At 62.6% G+C, this 15,719-nt stretch carries 16 protein-coding genes; 15 read left to right on the forward strand and 1 reads right to left on the reverse strand.

Annotated elements, in window-relative coordinates; translation table 11 throughout:
• Positions 1-90: 90 nt before the first annotated feature.
• The 3 genes from speA to rluF all read left to right on the forward strand — a co-directional run bounded on the left by speA (position 91) and on the right by rluF (position 4,098).
• Positions 91-2,067 (forward strand): biosynthetic arginine decarboxylase, encoded by a 1,977-nt coding sequence (speA, locus tag FO014_RS14750; RefSeq protein ID WP_160030078.1) that lies wholly within the window; start codon positions 91-93, stop codon positions 2,065-2,067.
• A gap of 205 nt (positions 2,068-2,272) precedes the next feature.
• Positions 2,273-3,193 (forward strand): agmatinase, encoded by a 921-nt coding sequence (gene speB / locus FO014_RS14755; RefSeq protein WP_105232439.1) that lies wholly within the window; start codon positions 2,273-2,275, stop codon positions 3,191-3,193.
• A gap of 59 nt (positions 3,194-3,252) precedes the next feature.
• Positions 3,253-4,098, forward strand: coding sequence for a 23S rRNA pseudouridine(2604) synthase RluF (gene rluF, locus FO014_RS14760; protein WP_105232438.1), 846 nt, complete (start codon positions 3,253-3,255; stop codon positions 4,096-4,098).
• 133 nt (positions 4,099-4,231) lie between these two features.
• Here the strand turns inward: rluF and FO014_RS14765 are convergent, their stop codons facing one another.
• A complete protein-coding gene (locus tag FO014_RS14765; RefSeq protein WP_160030079.1) occupies positions 4,232-5,470 on the reverse strand; it encodes an MFS transporter in 1,239 nt (412 codons plus the stop codon).
• Between the two features lie 388 nt (positions 5,471-5,858).
• Here FO014_RS14765 and FO014_RS14770 point away from each other — a divergent pair, with 388 nt between their 5' ends.
• The 12 genes from FO014_RS14770 (at position 5,859) to FO014_RS14825 (ending at position 15,708) form a co-directional block, all read left to right on the forward strand.
• Entirely contained in the window at positions 5,859-6,176 is a 318-nt protein-coding gene (locus tag FO014_RS14770; RefSeq protein ID WP_105232436.1) for a Rieske (2Fe-2S) protein, read from the forward strand.
• Between the two features lie 3 nt (positions 6,177-6,179).
• Positions 6,180-6,488 (forward strand): recombinase-like helix-turn-helix domain-containing protein, encoded by a 309-nt coding sequence (locus FO014_RS14775; protein ID WP_105232435.1) that lies wholly within the window; start codon positions 6,180-6,182, stop codon positions 6,486-6,488.
• Between the two features lie 19 nt (positions 6,489-6,507).
• Entirely contained in the window at positions 6,508-7,551 is a 1,044-nt protein-coding gene (locus FO014_RS14780) for an aromatic ring-hydroxylating oxygenase subunit alpha (protein WP_160030080.1), read from the forward strand.
• Positions 7,548-8,303 (forward strand): SDR family oxidoreductase, encoded by a 756-nt coding sequence (locus FO014_RS14785; RefSeq protein ID WP_160030081.1) that lies wholly within the window; start codon positions 7,548-7,550, stop codon positions 8,301-8,303. Before FO014_RS14780 ends, FO014_RS14785 begins: the two co-directional genes overlap by 4 nt.
• Before the next feature lie 30 nt (positions 8,304-8,333).
• On the forward strand, positions 8,334-9,128 hold the full coding sequence (locus FO014_RS14790; protein ID WP_105232432.1) for an IclR family transcriptional regulator: 795 nt from the start codon (positions 8,334-8,336) through the stop codon (positions 9,126-9,128).
• A 147-nt stretch (positions 9,129-9,275) separates the two neighbouring features.
• Positions 9,276-10,205, forward strand: a complete 930-nt coding sequence (locus FO014_RS14795; protein WP_160030082.1) for a VOC family protein — start codon at positions 9,276-9,278, stop codon at positions 10,203-10,205.
• The gene (locus tag FO014_RS14800; RefSeq protein WP_160030083.1) at positions 10,202-11,416 is read left to right on the forward strand and encodes an NAD(P)/FAD-dependent oxidoreductase; all 1,215 of its coding nucleotides are present in this window, start codon (positions 10,202-10,204) and stop codon (positions 11,414-11,416) included. The genes FO014_RS14795 and FO014_RS14800 overlap by 4 nt, the downstream gene beginning before the upstream one ends.
• A 66-nt stretch (positions 11,417-11,482) precedes the next feature.
• The gene (locus FO014_RS14805; protein ID WP_105232429.1) at positions 11,483-12,739 is read left to right on the forward strand and encodes an MFS transporter; all 1,257 of its coding nucleotides are present in this window, start codon (positions 11,483-11,485) and stop codon (positions 12,737-12,739) included.
• Positions 12,740-12,769: 30 nt separating this feature from the next.
• Positions 12,770-13,297, forward strand: a complete 528-nt coding sequence (locus FO014_RS14810; protein ID WP_105232428.1) for a cupin domain-containing protein — start codon at positions 12,770-12,772, stop codon at positions 13,295-13,297.
• Positions 13,294-14,112, forward strand: coding sequence for an alpha/beta fold hydrolase (locus FO014_RS14815; RefSeq protein ID WP_160030084.1), 819 nt, complete (start codon positions 13,294-13,296; stop codon positions 14,110-14,112). Before FO014_RS14810 ends, FO014_RS14815 begins: the two co-directional genes overlap by 4 nt.
• A complete protein-coding gene (locus FO014_RS14820; protein ID WP_105232426.1) occupies positions 14,109-14,903 on the forward strand; it encodes an SDR family oxidoreductase in 795 nt (264 codons plus the stop codon). The genes FO014_RS14815 and FO014_RS14820 overlap by 4 nt, the downstream gene beginning before the upstream one ends.
• A 10-nt stretch (positions 14,904-14,913) precedes the next feature.
• A complete protein-coding gene (locus FO014_RS14825; RefSeq protein ID WP_160030085.1) occupies positions 14,914-15,708 on the forward strand; it encodes an aspartate dehydrogenase in 795 nt (264 codons plus the stop codon).
• Positions 15,709-15,719 lie beyond the last annotated feature (11 nt).

Raw genomic sequence — 15,719 nt, forward strand, 5'->3', positions numbered from 1 at the left:
GCCGCCAATGCGTCAGGCTGGGTTGTTCTCGCGGGATGTAGCTGCGATAGTGGCTGACTACGTCGTCAGAACGGGAAATGAGGCGAATTAATGTCTGATGATCTAATGAATAACCGCGCGTCAGCAGCGGGTGAACCAGTTTCTTTGCGCTCCATGCAGGAGGTTGCCATGAATGACCGTAACGCCAGCAAGATGCTGCGTACGTATAACGTCGCCTATTGGGGCAATAATTATTATGACGTCAATGAACGCGGCCATATCAGCGTGTGTCCGGACCCGGACGTTCCCGAAGCGCGCGTCGACCTTGCTGAACTGGTGAAAGAGCGTCAGAAAGAGGGGCAACGCCTGCCGGCGCTGTTCTGCTTCCCGCAGATCCTGCAGCATCGCCTACGTTCGATTAACGCCGCCTTTAAGCGTGCACGCGAGTCGTTCGGCTATCAGGGCGGCTATTTCCTGGTGTATCCGATCAAGGTCAACCAGCATCGGCGCGTTATCGAGTCGCTGGTCAACTCCGGCGAACCGCTGGGGCTGGAAGCCGGCTCCAAGGCGGAGCTGATGGCGGTGCTGGCGCATGCCGGCATGACCCGTTCGGTGATTGTCTGTAACGGTTATAAAGACCGTGAATATATTCGTCTGGCGTTGATCGGTGAAAAGCTGGGTCACAAGGTGTACCTGGTGATCGAGAAAATGTCGGAAATCAATCTGGTGCTGGAAGAAGCGGAGCGCCTGAACGTGGTGCCGCGCCTGGGCGTGCGTGCGCGTCTGGCGTCTCAGGGTTCCGGCAAATGGCAGTCCAGCGGCGGCGAGAAGTCCAAGTTCGGCCTGGCGGCGGTGCAGGTGCTGAAGCTGGTGGAAACCCTGCGCGAGGCGGGGCGTCTGGACAGCCTGCAGCTGCTGCACTTCCACCTGGGGTCGCAGCTGGCCAACATTCGCGATATCGCCACCGGCGTGCGCGAGTCGGCGCGTTTCTACGTTGAACTGCACAAACTGGGCGTCAATATCCAGTGCTTCGACGTGGGCGGCGGCCTGGGGGTCGATTACGAAGGCACCCGCTCGCAGTCCGACTGTTCGGTCAACTACGGCCTGAACGAATACGCCAATAACGTGATCTGGGGCATCGGCGACGCCTGTAATGAACACGGCCTGCCGCACCCGACGGTGATCACCGAATCCGGCCGCGCGGTGACCGCGCACCATACGGTGCTGGTGTCCAACGTGATCGGCGTAGAACGCAACGAGTTCAGCGAGCCGGAGCCGCCGGTGGCGGATGCGCCGCGCGCGCTGGAAAGCATGTGGGAAACCTGGCTGGAGATGAACGAGCCGGAAAACCGCCGCTCGCTGCGCGAATGGCTGCACGACAGCCAGATGGACCTGCATGACGTACACACCCAATATGCGCACGGGATGCTGGATCTGACCAAGCGCGCCTGGGCGGAGCAGCTGTATCTGAACATCTGCAACAAAATCCAGCAGCAGCTGGATCCGAGCAACCGCGCTCACCGGCCGATTATCGATGAACTGCAGGAGCGGATGGCGGACAAGTTCTACGTCAACTTCTCGCTGTTCCAGTCGATGCCGGACGCCTGGGGGATCGATCAGCTGTTCCCGGTGCTGCCGCTGGAAGGGTTGGATCAGCCGCCGGAAGGGCGCGCGGTGCTGCTGGACATTACCTGCGATTCGGACGGCACCATCGACCATTACGTCGACGGCGACGGCGTGGCGACCACCATGCCGATGCCGCCGTACGATCCGGAGAACCCGCCGGTGCTGGGCTTCTTTATGGTCGGCGCCTATCAGGAAATTCTGGGCAATATGCATAACCTGTTCGGCGACACCGCCTCGGTTGACGTGTATATATTCCCGGACGGCACCATCGAAGCCGAGCAGTCCGACGACGGCGACACCGTGGCCGATATGCTGCAGTATGTGCAGCTGGACCCGACGGCGCTGCTGGCCAAGTTCCGCGATCAGGTGAAAGAAACCGATCTGGATAACGCGCTGCAGGCGCAGTTCCTGGAAGAGTTCGAAGCCGGCCTGTACGGTTATACTTACCTGGAAGACGAGTAACGCCGCGGCGCGGATGGCGTCATCCGCGCCGACTTGAAGCCTGAGGAAAATCGGGCGATAATTCAGGCCATCAGCAGCGCTGAAAGCTGAAAAGAACGTTTACATCAATCCCTTCCTCGTCGGGCTAACGACGCGGAAGGGATTTTTTTTTGTTGGGCCTGTGACGTTGCGCCGCGGGCGAAATGTTGAACGATGAGGATTTACTATGAGCACCTTAGGTCATCAGTCCGATAATTCTTTAGTGTCCAATGCCTTTGGTTTCCTGCGCTTTCCGCTGAATTTCATGCCGTATGACAGCGATGCGGAGTGGGTGATTACCGGCATTCCCTTTGATATGGCGACTTCCGGCCGCGCCGGCGGGCGTCACGGGCCGGCGGCGATCCGCCAGGTGTCCACCAACCTGGCGTGGGAAGGCAACCGCTGGCCGTGGAGTTTTGACCTGCGTGACCGGCTGAACGTGGTTGACTGCGGCGATATCGTGTTCAACTTCGGCGATGCGCAGGACATGAGCGACAAGCTGCAGGCCCATGCGGAGAAACTGTTGCAGGCCGGCAAGCGCATGCTCTCCTTCGGCGGCGACCACTTTGTCACGCTGCCGCTGCTGCGCGCGCACGCCAAGCACTTTGGCAAGATGGCGCTGGTGCACTTTGACGCGCATACCGATACCTACGCCAACGGCAGCAAATTCGACCACGGCACCATGTTCTACCATGCGCCGAACGAAGGCCTGATCGATCCGCATCACTCGGTGCAGATCGGCATCCGCACCGAATTCGACCACGATAACGGCTTCACCGTGCTGGATGCGGCGCAGGTTAACGATCGCGGCGTGGACGATCTGCTGACCCAGATCAAACAGATCGTCGGCGATATGCCGGTGTATCTGACCTTCGACATCGACTGCCTGGATCCGGCCTTTGCGCCCGGCACCGGCACGCCGGTAATCGGCGGCCTGACTTCCGATCGCGCGCTGAAGCTGCTGCGCGGCATGCAGTCGCTGAATATCGTCGGTATGGACGTGGTGGAAGTGGCGCCGGCCTATGACCAGTCGGAAATCACCGCGCTGGCCGCGGCGACGCTGGCGCTGGAAATGCTGTATCTGCAGGCGGCGAAAAAGCAGGCGTAAGCGAGAGTAGTGCAAAACCCCGGTCTTGCCAAAGACCGGGGGATTTTATGGAGACAGGCATGCTGGCCAAACCATCTGTACGGCTGAACAAATATATTAGCGAAAGCGGGATCTGCTCGCGTCGCGATGCCGATCGTTATATCGAACAAGGCAATGTTTTTATTAATGGCAAGCGCGTGGCGCTGGGCGATCGGGTATTTCCGGGAGATGTGGTCAAGGTTAACGGCCAGCTCATCGAGCCGCGTAGTGAAGACAACCTGGTCTTCATTGCGCTGAACAAACCGGTAGGCATTGTCAGCACCACGGAAAGCGGCGAAAAAGACAACATTGTCGATTTCGTGAATCACAGTACGCGTATTTTCCCGATCGGGCGGTTAGATAAAGACTCGCAGGGGCTGATCTTCCTGACTAACCACGGCGATCTGGTGAACAAGATCCTGCGGGCCGGTAACGATCACGAAAAAGAGTATCTGGTGACGGTCAATAAACCGGTCACCGATGAATTTATCCGCGGTTTAGCGGCGGGCGTACCGATGCTGGGCACGGTGACCAAAAAATGCAAGGTGAAGAAAGTCTCCGCCTCGGTGTTTCGCATCGTGCTGGTGCAGGGACTTAACCGCCAGATCCGCCGCATGTGTGAACATTTTGGCTATGAGGTCACCAAGCTGGAGCGGACCCGCATTATGAATGTCGGGCTGGCCGGCTTACCGCTGGGAGACTGGCGGGAATTGACGGATGACGAACTGATCGCGTTGTTTAAACTGATTGAGGATTCCTCGTCGGAAGCAAAACCGGCGACCCGAAAACCGGTGGTCAACAAGGCCAAAAAAGCCAGTAAACCCGCCGCGCTTCCCGCCGGGCGCAAGCGGTTCACCCAACCAGGCCGTAAAAAGAAAGGGCGTTAGCGACAGAGCTGCGCCGCCGGCAAATTTGTCCGGCGGCGTATGCCGTTACGATCCCATCTCCCTGCTTTTCCTGCATCGCTGACTTTTTCCGCAGCCTGAAGACGTCAGCCCTTAAAATCCGCAGTTTCGCAGCTTACGGGCGCTGTGCCAGCGGCCGGGCCGGGCGCATTTTGCCAAACAGCACGCCGCCCGCCAGCAGCGTGACCAGCTGCGAGGCGATCAGCACCGCAAAGCCGGATGACACCGTGCCCTGAGCGGCCATCACCAGCCCCATGATCAGCGGAATAAAGGCGGAAAACAGATTGCCGATGCCGTTGATGATGCCGTAGGCGCTGCCGACCGCCTGCGGCTTGGCGTAGTGCTGCAGCAGCGTCGGGATCGCCGCGCCCTGCAGGCCCCAGCAGGCGTTGGCCGCCAGCAGGAAAAAGGCGATCCAGCCGGTCTGAGCGCTGTTTATCAGTCCGGCCACGCACAGCGCGGTGGCGCCGCCGCCGACGGCAAAAATCAGCGGCGCCTGATGCCGCTGCATCCGGTCGAGCAGCGCGCCGCCGAGATATTTCGCGCCGATGCTGACGATAAACGGCAGCGACGCCATCGCTCCCATCTGTTTAATTGAAAAGCCTTTTTCGTCGATCAGGTAGGCCGGCAGCCAGGCGCTGGAGCCCCACAGATAGCTGAGGGTGGCGATCTCCACCAGCATAATCCAGCCGAGCATCGGCGTATGCCAGGCGTCGCTAAAGGTGCGCCAGACGCGCGCCAGCACCGGCGTGGCGGCTCGCGGCGGCGGCGCGCTTTGCGCCGGGCGGATAAACGCGCGGATCAGCCCCAGTCCGGCCAGCAGATTAAACGCCGCCAGTAGGTAAAACGACATCGCCCAGCCGAAATGGGCCATCAGAAAGCCGACCAGCGGAAAGCCGAGCGCCAGCCCGAGCGACACGCCGAGCGCGCTGACGGCGTTGGGTTTACCTAACTCATCGGCCGCGAAGTGGTCGCTGATATACATGGTTTTCAGCGAAAACAGCGGCCCTTCGCTGACGCCGAGCAGGGCGCGCACCAGCAGCAGCCACAGGACGCTGCCCGCCAGCGGCGAGGCGGCGGTCAGCAGCGCCCACAGCAGCACGCTGAGCGTCAGCGCACGGCGGTAGCCCATCAGCGTTTCCAGAAACGGCGTCAGCAGCAGCGCCGCCAGGCCGTAACCGAGCAGAAAGGCGGTCATCAGCGTGCCCTGATGCACCCGGTTATCCCCCAGGCCAAAGTGATGCAGAAAATCCGGATTGACCACCATCACGGCGATATTTACCCGATCGACATAGGCGATGACGATCAGGAACAGCAGGGCGAACACGCCGTACCAGCGCTGACGAGCATTCACAAAGCACTCCTTAACACGGTGATAAACCTGCGCGGCGGGCGGCGTGGAGCGTTTGCCGGGCCTGAAGGCGGGGAATATCCCTCTGAATGTAAAATTATTGTTGCATGAAAGCGCGCGGTTATCGGCGCGAGAAAACTTTTACGCCGCTTTTTATGCAAAAATCAACGCATTTTGGCATATAAATTCACGATGTAATGCATAAATACCATCGTATTTTCATATCGGTGCATTTTTTCGTGATCTCCTCCGCATTTGCAATCTTTAAACAACCTTTTATTAACAATTATCGTCCAGCTCGCTTGACGAAACATTCGCCAGTTTTATAGTGGGCGTATTAAATAAGAAACTGAGTTTCATATATGAAACAAAGAGATAGAGGGTTTTAGCAATGAGCTGGAAGAACGTGTGCGAAGTGTCTCAGGTAAAAGAAGATTTCCCTTACTCGGCGACGGTAGACGGCAAAGAGGTCGGGGTGTATCTGATCGACGGGCAATACTACGCGCTGGAAGATGTTTGCCCGCACGCCTACGCCTTGCTCAGCCAGGGGTTTGTTGACGACGGCAAAGTGGAGTGTCCGCTGCACGAAGCGCTGTTTGACGTACGCACCGGCCAGTGCCTGCGTGAGCCGGGCGGCCGCGACCTGCAAACCTTTCCCACCCGCGTGATCGACAATCAGATCCAGATCACCGTCATCGAGGAGGAGTAATTCATGCAACACATTACCGATTTCAACCCGTGGCTGCCGGACACCCAGCAGGTGATCCCGGCGCGTGAGGGCGGCAACGGCCAGATCCATCAGCCGGGCAGCTACCAGAATGTGATCTGGCAGACGCGCGCCCGCGTACCGGACGGTTTTGAAACGGCGCTGGTCGCCGCGCTGGAAGAGATCTTCGAGGGCGGGGCGAGCGAACTGGATCAGATCGTCAGCGCGCTGAATCAGCGCCGTCTGTTCGATCGCAACGGTCAGCCATGGAACGAAGCGGCGTTCCGCGAATTCCTTCACGTTAACGGTTTCTGAGCAGCACTGGGAGAAGACAATGACAGCAAACATAACATCCTCCGCGCAGACGTTACAGAACTACCTTGATCAGGGCTTACGCGGTATGTGGTATCCGGTACTGGCCAGCTGGGAAGTGGGCAACAACCCGGTCGGCATCACCCGTCTGGAGCAGCAGATCGTGCTGTGGCGTGACGCGCAGGGCGCGATCCACGCGCTGGAAGACCGCTGTCCGCACCGCGGCGCACGGCTGTCGATGGGCTGGAACCTCGGCGATCGCATCGCCTGCTGGTATCACGGCGTGGAGGTCGGCGGCGACGGTGAGGTGAAAGACGTGCCGGCGGTGGATCGTTGCCCGCTGGTGGGGCAGAAATGCCTGCGTTCCTACCCGGCGCAGGAGGCCTACGGCGCGGTGTTCCTCTATTTCGGCGTCACCGCCGACGAAGCGCCGTCTGAACTGACCTTCCCGCAGGAGCTGGCCGACGACGCGTCTTACAGCAACTTCCTGTGCACCGCCAGCTGGGACTGCAATTACCAGTACGCGCTGGAAAACGTGATGGATCCGATGCACGGCACCTATCTGCACTCGTCATCGCACTCGATGGCCGAAGGCGATCGCAAGGCGGATATGGCCCTGGAGCCGACCGACAGCGGCTTTATCTTCAAGAAAAACGGCCAGATCGGCGTCAACTTCGACTGGGTGGAGTTCGGCAACAGCGGCGCGTACTGGATGCGGCTGTCGATCCCGTACAAACAGCGTTTCGGGCCGGGTGGCCACTTCTGGATCATCGGCATGGTGGTGCCGGAAGACAAGGATCACTGCCGGGTATTCTTCTGGCGTATCCGCAAGGTGAAGGACTGGCAGCGCGATCTGTGGCGCTTTATGTACCGCAACCGGCTGGAGGCGCTGCACTGGGACGTGCTCGAACAGGATCGCATCGTGCTGGAGAACATGGCGCCGAACGCCCGCAGCCGCGAATACCTGTACCAGCATGACGTGGGGCTGTCGCGCCTGCGCCGCATAATGCAAAAAGAGGCGCAAAAGCAGCTGGCGATGCTGAGTGAGCTGGAGGCGGCGCAGTGAGCGGCCTGCTGACGGACAAGCGCATTGTGGTCACCGGCGCGGCGCGCGGCCTTGGCCGCAGTTTCGCCGCGGCGATCGCCGAAGCCGGCGGCAGCGTGGTGCTGTGCGACATCCTGGCGGACGAACTGCAGAGCACCGCGGCGGCGCTGCGCGAGCAGGGCGCGCAGGTTGAGACGCAGGTTATCGATCTGGCGTCGCCGGCCTCGATTCGCTCGGCGTTCAGCGCCATTGGCGCGGGCGGTGCGATCGACGGCCTGGTGAATAACGCCGCGCTGGCGACCGGCGTCGGCGGCAAAACCATGATGGAATACGATATCGAGCTGTGGGACCGCGTGATGCAGGTCAACGTGCGCGGCACCTGGCTGGTGAGCCAGGCGGCGGTGCCGCTGCTGGCGCAGCGACCGCACGCCAAGATCGTCAACGTCGCGTCCGATACCGCGCTGTGGGGTGCGCCGCGCCTGATGGCCTATGTGGCCAGCAAAGGGGCGCTGATTGCGATGACGCGCTCGATGGCGCGCGAACTGGGCGAGCAGAACATTTGCGTCAACGCCATCGCGCCGGGCCTGACGCGGGTGGAAGCCACCGAATATGTGCCGGCGGAGCGCCACCAGCTGTACGAGCAGGGGCGGGCGCTGACGGGGGCGCAGCACCCTGATGATGTGACCGGCAGCGTGCTGTATCTGCTGTCGCCGCTGGCGAATTTCGTCACCGGTCAACTGCTGCCGGTGAACGGCGGTTTCGTATTCAACTGACCGCCGGACGGCGAGAAGAAGGAACAGAGCATGGCGGATGAACAAACGTGTAAATATCTGATCCCCGGGCTGGATCGCGGTTTGCAGCTGCTGTTGGCGTTCGGCGAGCAGCACAAGGAGATGACCTTTGCGGAGCTGCACCGTCTGGTCGCCATGCCGAAGGCGACCGCCTACCGGGTGGTGCAGACGCTGGAACATCTGGGCTTTCTGGAGCGCAACCCGCGCACCAACACCTTCTCGCTGGGCATCAAGGTGCTGCGGCTGGGGTTTGAGTATATCGCCTCGCTGGACGTGGCGCAGGTCGGGCAGCCGGTGATTGAGCAGCTGCGCGATCGCAGCCAGTGCAGCAGTCATCTGGCGATCCGCGACGGACGCGACGTGATCTACATTGCCCGCGTCAGCGCCGCCGGATCGCAGATCAATCAGGTCAGCGTCGGCACGCGTCTGCCGGTGCATCAGACCTCGCTGGGACGCATGCTGCTGACCCGCACCACGCGCGAGGAGTTTGAACGTCTCTATCCGCAGCAGAGCCTGCCGGGCAGCGGGCCGGGTACGCCGGCCGACCGTGAAACGCTGTGGCAGATGGTGCAGCAGGATAAGGCGCGCGGCTATGTGATCGGCGAGTCGTTTTTCCGCCACGGCATCTCCTCGATCGTCTACCCGATCTTTAACCGCGATCTGCAGGTGGAGGCGGTGGTCAGCATTATGGTGCCGTTCGATCAGATCCCGGCCGAGGATCGCGAGCGGCTGCGGATGGAGGTGCGCGACGCCGCCGGGAAGATTTCCGACTTCCTTGGCGCCCCGCCGCGGGCCGACGTCGGCTAATACTATTTCATGTGGGGCGGGGAGCGATGCCCGCCCACGGGTTTTCCCAACGACAAGGTTTAGCTACCGCGTGAGGCGCCTGAAAAGCAGGCGCCGGGGAACGATCATGCCTGAAACAGGCGTTTCAGAGAACGTGAGGCACAAACAATGAGCGTAATTGGCATCGAACAGCTGGAATTTGGCGTAGAAGATCTGCCAAAGTGCGAAAAATTTATGCGGGACTTCGGCCTGCAGGCGACGGCGGGCCAGCCGTCGGCATTTACCACCCTGAGCGGCGCCGGCGTGCAGCTGCGTCCGCTGGACGACGACGACCTGCCGCCGGCTTTCGAAAGCGGTTCAACGCTGCGCCGCATGACCTGGGGAGTCGCCGGCCCGGCGGAGCTGGCGGAGCTGGAAGCACGGCTGGCGCAGGCGCCGGGTTTTCAACGCCAGGGCGAGATGCTGGAGTGCCGCGATCCCAACGGCATGACGCTGCGTTTTGTCGTCAGTCGTCAGCGCGAGGTGTCGCTGCCGGTGACGCCGATTAATCAGTGGGGCGACGTGCGTCGTATCGACCAACCCAGCCCGGTCTATGAGCAGGCGCAGCCGATCAATATCGGCCACGTGGTGTTCTTTGTCGACGATCTGGCGGCCACCGAGCGCTTTTACCGCGAGGCGCTGGGTTTTCAGGTGTCCGATCGCTATATCGACCGCGCGGTCTTCCTGCGCACTCAGGCGCGCGGCGGCCACCACAACCTGTTTCTGCTGAAACTGCCGAACCGTGCGCGCGGGCTGAACCACGTGGCGTTTACCGTACGCGATATTCATGAAGTGATCGGCGGCGGTCTGGCGATGAATAAAGAGCAGTGGAGCACCTTTATCGGCCCCGGACGTCACCCGATCTCTTCGGCCTACTTCTGGTACGTCAACAGCCCGACCGGCGGCGCGTTTGAGTACTACACCAACGACGATTTCCTGACGGAGAACTGGCAGCCGCGCGAGCTGGAGCATTCGCTGGTGTCATTCACCGAATGGGCGGTGGAGGGCGGCATCGATCACGATACCCGCCGCCAACATAAACCGGCGGAGGCGCTATGAGTCAGCCGATTTCCGCAGGCATCGTCATCGTCGGCGGCGGTCAGGCCGGCGGCTGGGCGGCGAAAACGCTGCGCGACCGCGGCTATAGCGGCACGCTGTCAGTGGTGAGCGATGAACCCTACGACTTTTATGAGCGTCCGCCGCTGTCCAAGGCGGCGCTGCTGGACGACGAAGCGCCGCTCAGCCGCCTGTTCAGCGCCGAGACGGTGGCGGCGCTGAATATCGACTGGTATCGCCCGCTGCGCGCCGAAGGCATTAATACCGACGACCAGACGCTGCAGCTCAGCGACGGACGTCAGCTGCGTTTTACACAGCTGCTGCTGGCGACCGGCGGTCGGCCGCGCCTGCCGGACGCCCGCTGGGCCGACTGCCCGCAGGTGATGACCCTGCGCTCCTGGGACGACGCCGCACGCCTGCGGCAGGGGCTGCTGCGCAGTCGCCGTCTGGCGATCGTCGGCGGCGGCTGGATCGGGCTGGAAATTGCCGCCTCGGCGCGCAAACTCGGCGTCGAGGTGACGGTGTTTGAGCGTCAGCCCGCGCTGTGCATGCGCAGCGTCGGCGCTGACGTCTCGCAGGCGCTGCTGGCGCTGCATCAGCAGCAGGGCGTGACGCTGTACTGCGACTGTGGCGATATTCAGCTCGAACAGCGCGGCGGCGAGGCGCGGATCGCCAGCGCGGTCAGTGAGGCGCAGCCGTTCGATCTGGTGGTGGTCGGCATCGGCGTGGAACTGAACCTGGCGCTGGCGCACGGCGCCGGGCTGCAGGTGGACGGCGGCGGCATCGTGGTTGACGGCCAGGGGCGCACCAGCCATCCGGCGATTTTCGCCGCCGGCGATGTGGCGCGTCATCCGACGCTGGGGCTGTGCCTGCAATCCTGGGCCTACGCGCAGAATCAGGCCATCAGCACCGCCGGCGCGATGCTTGACGCCGATGCCCCGGCCTACGACGACGTCGCTTGGCTATGGTCGGATCAATATGACGTCAATATCCAGATCCTTGGCGTGCCGATGGGCGGCGTACATCAGGTGACGCGGCGCACGCCGCAGTCGCAGGTGTTTTTTACCCTGAATGCCGACCGGCAGCTGGTGCAGATGGTGGTGTTTAACGACGCGCGCGCCATCAAACTGGGCAAGCGCTGGCTGGCCAGCGGACGGGTACTGGATCCGGCGCAGCTGGCGGATGCGGAATTTTCTCTGATGGCGTTGAAGTAATCCCGGCGGCTTGCAGGCCGGGCCTGTAAGCGCCAGAGGGTAACGCCCAAGCGACGGGAGCGTTTCATGACTCTGCAACAGATTGACGCCCGCGACGGCCGGGTGGGGGAGGCCGTTGTCGAAAATCAGCCGCAACAGGTGCGCTGGTCGGTGCCTATTGCGCTGTTTGCCTGCGTACTGCTGGCGTTTTTCGACAAGATAAGCATTGCGGCGCTGTTCTCCGACGCCGACTTCCAGCAGGCGCTGGGCATCAGTTTCGATCCGACGCGTCTCGGGCTGCTGATGAGCGCCTTTCTGTTTTCTTACGGCTTCTCCTCGATGCTGCTGAGCGGCATTGGCGACCGGCTGAACCCGGTGCGGGTGCTGATCGGCATGATGGTGGTCTGGGCGCTGCTGATGGTGATGATGGGCTTTACCCGCTCCTATCACACCATGATGACGCTGCGCATTCTGCTCGGCATTGCGGAAGGGCCGCTATTGCCGATGGCCTACGCCATTATCCGCCAGGCGTTCCCGCAGCGCCTGCAGGCGCGGGCCACCATGCTGTGGCTGCTGGGCACGCCGCTCGGCGCGGCGCTGGGCTTTCCGGTGACGCTGTTTATCCTCAACACCTTTCACTGGCAGGCGACCTTCTTCTTTATGGCGTTGCTGACGCTGCCGGTGATGCTGCTGGTGCTGTTCGGCCTGCGCCATCTGAAGGTGCAGCGGGTGGCGCAGAACCAACAGAGCACGCCGGCCGAGCGTAAGCAGCACCGGCACGAGCTGCTGCGCAGCCCGCATTTCTGGATGATCTGCCTGTTTAATATCGCGTTTCTGACCTACCTGTGGGGCATGAACGGCTGGCTGCCGAGCTATCTGATTAAGGGTAAAGACATCCATCTGGAGCATGCCGGCTACCTCTCCTCGCTGCCGTTTATCGCCATGCTGCTGGGAGAGGTGCTGGGCGCCTGGCTGTCGGACAAACTCGACCGCCGCGCGCTGGCCTGTTTCCTGTCGCTGGCGGGCGCCGGCGTGGGGCTGGCGGCGGTGCTGCAGCTGTCGGGCACCTACAGCGTGATTGCCGCCATGGCGCTCAGCACCTTTATGTGGGGCGCCGGGGCGCCCAACATCTTCGCCCTGCTGGCGAAAGCCACCAGCAGCAAGGTCAGCGCTACCGCCGGCGGGATTTTCAACGGGATGGGGAATTTTGCCGGCGCGCTGGCGCCGGTGCTGATGGGGGCGCTGATCGCCGCCAGCGGCAATATGGATAGCGGTCTGCTGTTTTTGGTGGTGACCGCCTTTGTCGGCTGCATCATTTTGCTGCCGCTGCTGAAGAAGTATTGAGTTTGCCAAATCAATTGAGGAGTGAGAACCATGTCTCAGGTTGACAACAAAGCCGGCATCAAGCCGCAGGATATCGCCATGGCGGACTGGGTGGAATCACGCATCGCCCGCTTTGAAGGCCGCAAATATGACTGGAACGCGCTGAAGTTCCAGGCGGATTTCGACCCGAAATACCGCCGCGCGCAGATGCGCTACATCGGCACCGGCGCCACCGGCGTGGCGAGCGATACCAATACCGTGCCGGCCGGCAATTTCACCTTCTCCACCATGGTGCTGCCGTCGAAGTGCGAAGGGCCGCTGCACCTGCATGACGATGTGGAAGAGGTGTTCTTTATGCTGAAGGGCACCATCACGCTGATGATTCAAGACGGCGAGGAGTATTACGAAACCGTGCTGAAAGAGCGCGATCTGATCTCGGTGCCGGCGGGGATTTACCGCGGACTGTTCAACCACGGCGAGGAAGAGGCGCTGATGTGCGTGATGCTCGGCACCGCCAAGCCGGAGATCCCGACCTATCCGGCGGACCATCCGCTGTCGAAAGTGAAGCGCAACGGATGAACGCGCTGCCGGAACGTCAACAGGCGCAGTGCGGCGACTACCGGCTGAGCTGGCGCGAGGCCGGTCAGGGACGGCCGGTGCTGTTGCTGCACGGCATCAGCTCCGGTTCCGCCTCATGGCTGAAGCAGTTTGCCGATGCGGCCCTGCTGGACGGCCACCGGCTGATCGCCTGGGACGCGCCGGGTTACGGCGACAGCGCCGCGCTGGCGAACGCCGAGCCGCAGGCCGCCGATTATGCCAACGCATTAGCGGCGCTGGTCAGCCACCTGGCACTGCGCCAGCCGCTGTTGGTGGGGCATTCGCTGGGCGCGCTGATGGGCTGCGCCTATGGCGCCGCCCATCCTGACGGCCTCTGCGGCCTGGCGCTGGCCGACCCGGCGCAGGGCTATGCGTCGGCCGATGCGGAGAAACGCCGGCAGGTGTTCGCGCAGCGCCGGCAGATGATGGACACGCTGGGGCCGCAGGGCTACGGCGAACAGCGCGCCGCGGCGCTGCTGCGTGCCGATGCCGATCCGCAGGATATCGCCTGGGTGCGCCGCGGTATGCAGCAACTGCAGCCGGACGGTTTCCTCAGCGCCGCCTGGATGCTGGCCAACGACGATATCAACACCTATCTGGCGCGCTATAGCGGCCCGCTGCAGGTGTGGTGCGGCGAGCAGGACGCCATTACGCCGCCGGCGGCGGCAGAGGCGCTGGCGGCGCGGCAGGGTGCGCCGCTGCGTCTGATCGCCGCCGCCGGGCACGCCAGCTATCTGGACGCGCCGGCGTGCTTTAACCGCTACGTGCGGGACTTTACGGGAGCGATTCAACCATGAATTTCCAGATTGAAAACCGGGTCGCGGTGGTTACCGGCGGCTCATCGGGCATCGGTTTTGAGACTCTGCGCCTGCTGCTGGCGGAGGGGGCCAGGGTGGCGTTCTGCGGCCGCAGTCAGGACAAACTTGACGGTGCGCTGGCGCAACTGCAGGCCGAGTTTCCGCAGGCGCAGATTTTGGCGCAGCGCTGTGACGTGCTGGTGCCGGAGCAGGTGGCGCAGTTTGCCGGGCAGGTCGAGGCGCGCTTCGGCGGCGTGGATATGCTGATTAATAACGCTGGGCAGGGCTTCGTCTCCCACTTTGACCAGACGCCGCGCGCGGCCTGGCTGCACGAGGCCGAGCTGAAGCTGTTCGGCGTGATTAACCCGCTGCAGGCATTTTTGCCGGCGTTGGAGCGCTCGGATATCGCCTCGATCACCTGCGTCAACTCGTTGCTGGCGCTGCAGCCGGAAGAACACATGATCGCCACCTCGGCGGCGCGCGCCGCGCTGCTCAATATGACGCTGACGCTGTCGAAAGAGCTGGTGACAAAGGGCATCCGCGTGAACTCCATTCTGCTGGGGATGGTGGAATCGGGCCAGTGGCGCCGCCGCTTTGAAGAGCGCAGCGACCGCGAGCAGAGCTGGGAATCCTGGACGGCGGCGATTGCCGAACGGCGCGGCATTCCGATGAAACGGCTGGGCAAACCGCAGGAACCGGCGCGTGCGCTGCTGTTTTTGGCGTCGCCGATGGCGTCGTTTACCACCGGCGCGGCGCTGGACGTCTCCGGCGGCTTCAACCGCCATCTGTAGGAGCAGAGTAATGAAGAAAATCATGATGATTGGCTACGGCGCGATGGCGAAGGAAGTGTTGTCCCGCCTGCCGGAAGGCGTGGAACCCGGCTGGATCGTGGCGCGCGAGCCGCATCATGCGGCGATTGCCGCCGCCTTTGACGGCCGGGTGCAGGCGCTGAGCGATCCGCGCCAGTGCGACGGCTGTCCCGATCTGGTGCTGGAGTGCGCCAGTCAGCAGGCGGTCGCCGAGTTTGGCGAAGCGGTAGTGCGGCGCGGCTGGACGCTGGCGGTGGTTTCCACCGGCGCGCTGGCGGACGCCGGGCTGCAGCAGCGCATCCAGCAGGCCAGCCGCGAGCATCACGGGCGGGTTTGGGTGCTGTCCGGCGCGGTGGCGGGCATGGACGGGCTGGCGTCGGCGCGCGAAGGCGGACTGACCAGCGTCACCTATCAGGCCAGCAAAAGCCCGGCCAGCTGGCGCGGCAGCCCGGCGGAAAGCCTGATCGACCTCGATGCGGTCAGCGAGGCGCAGGTGTTTTTCGAGGGCAGCGCGCGTGAAGCAGCACGGCAGTTCCCGGCCAACGCCAACGTGGCGGCTACCATTGCGCTGCACGGGCTGGGTATGGACCAGACGCGGGTGCGCCTGCAGGTGGATCCGCATACGCGGCGCAATACGCACCGGCTGCAGGCGCAGGGCGCGTTTGGCGAATTTCAGATTGAGTTAAGCGGCAATCCGCTGGCCAGCAACCCGAAGACATCGACGCTGGCGGCGCTGAGCGCGGTACAGGCCTGCCGTCGTCTGCTTGACGGCCAACTGACGGCATAAAGGGGAATAAC

The organism is Serratia rhizosphaerae (genome assembly GCF_009817885.1).
Classification (GTDB): domain Bacteria; phylum Pseudomonadota; class Gammaproteobacteria; order Enterobacterales; family Enterobacteriaceae; genus Serratia_B; species Serratia_B rhizosphaerae.

Bases quoted from the DNA above. Each gene is read 5' to 3' on its own strand.
- speA (WP_160030078.1), top strand. From the start codon at position 91: ATGTCTGATGATCTAATGAATAACCGCGCGTCAGCAGCGGGTGAACCA.
- speB (WP_105232439.1), top strand. From the start codon at position 2,273: ATGAGCACCTTAGGTCATCAGTCCGATAATTCTTTAGTGTCCAATGCC.
- rluF (WP_105232438.1), top strand. From the start codon at position 3,253: ATGCTGGCCAAACCATCTGTACGGCTGAACAAATATATTAGCGAAAGC.
- FO014_RS14770 (WP_105232436.1), top strand. From the start codon at position 5,859: ATGAGCTGGAAGAACGTGTGCGAAGTGTCTCAGGTAAAAGAAGATTTC.
- FO014_RS14775 (WP_105232435.1), top strand. From the start codon at position 6,180: ATGCAACACATTACCGATTTCAACCCGTGGCTGCCGGACACCCAGCAG.
- FO014_RS14780 (WP_160030080.1), top strand. From the start codon at position 6,508: ATGACAGCAAACATAACATCCTCCGCGCAGACGTTACAGAACTACCTT.
- FO014_RS14790 (WP_105232432.1), top strand. From the start codon at position 8,334: ATGGCGGATGAACAAACGTGTAAATATCTGATCCCCGGGCTGGATCGC.
- FO014_RS14795 (WP_160030082.1), top strand. From the start codon at position 9,276: ATGAGCGTAATTGGCATCGAACAGCTGGAATTTGGCGTAGAAGATCTG.
- FO014_RS14800 (WP_160030083.1), top strand. From the start codon at position 10,202: ATGAGTCAGCCGATTTCCGCAGGCATCGTCATCGTCGGCGGCGGTCAG.
- FO014_RS14805 (WP_105232429.1), top strand. From the start codon at position 11,483: ATGACTCTGCAACAGATTGACGCCCGCGACGGCCGGGTGGGGGAGGCC.
- FO014_RS14810 (WP_105232428.1), top strand. From the start codon at position 12,770: ATGTCTCAGGTTGACAACAAAGCCGGCATCAAGCCGCAGGATATCGCC.
- FO014_RS14815 (WP_160030084.1), top strand. From the start codon at position 13,294: ATGAACGCGCTGCCGGAACGTCAACAGGCGCAGTGCGGCGACTACCGG.
- FO014_RS14820 (WP_105232426.1), top strand. From the start codon at position 14,109: ATGAATTTCCAGATTGAAAACCGGGTCGCGGTGGTTACCGGCGGCTCA.
- FO014_RS14825 (WP_160030085.1), top strand. From the start codon at position 14,914: ATGAAGAAAATCATGATGATTGGCTACGGCGCGATGGCGAAGGAAGTG.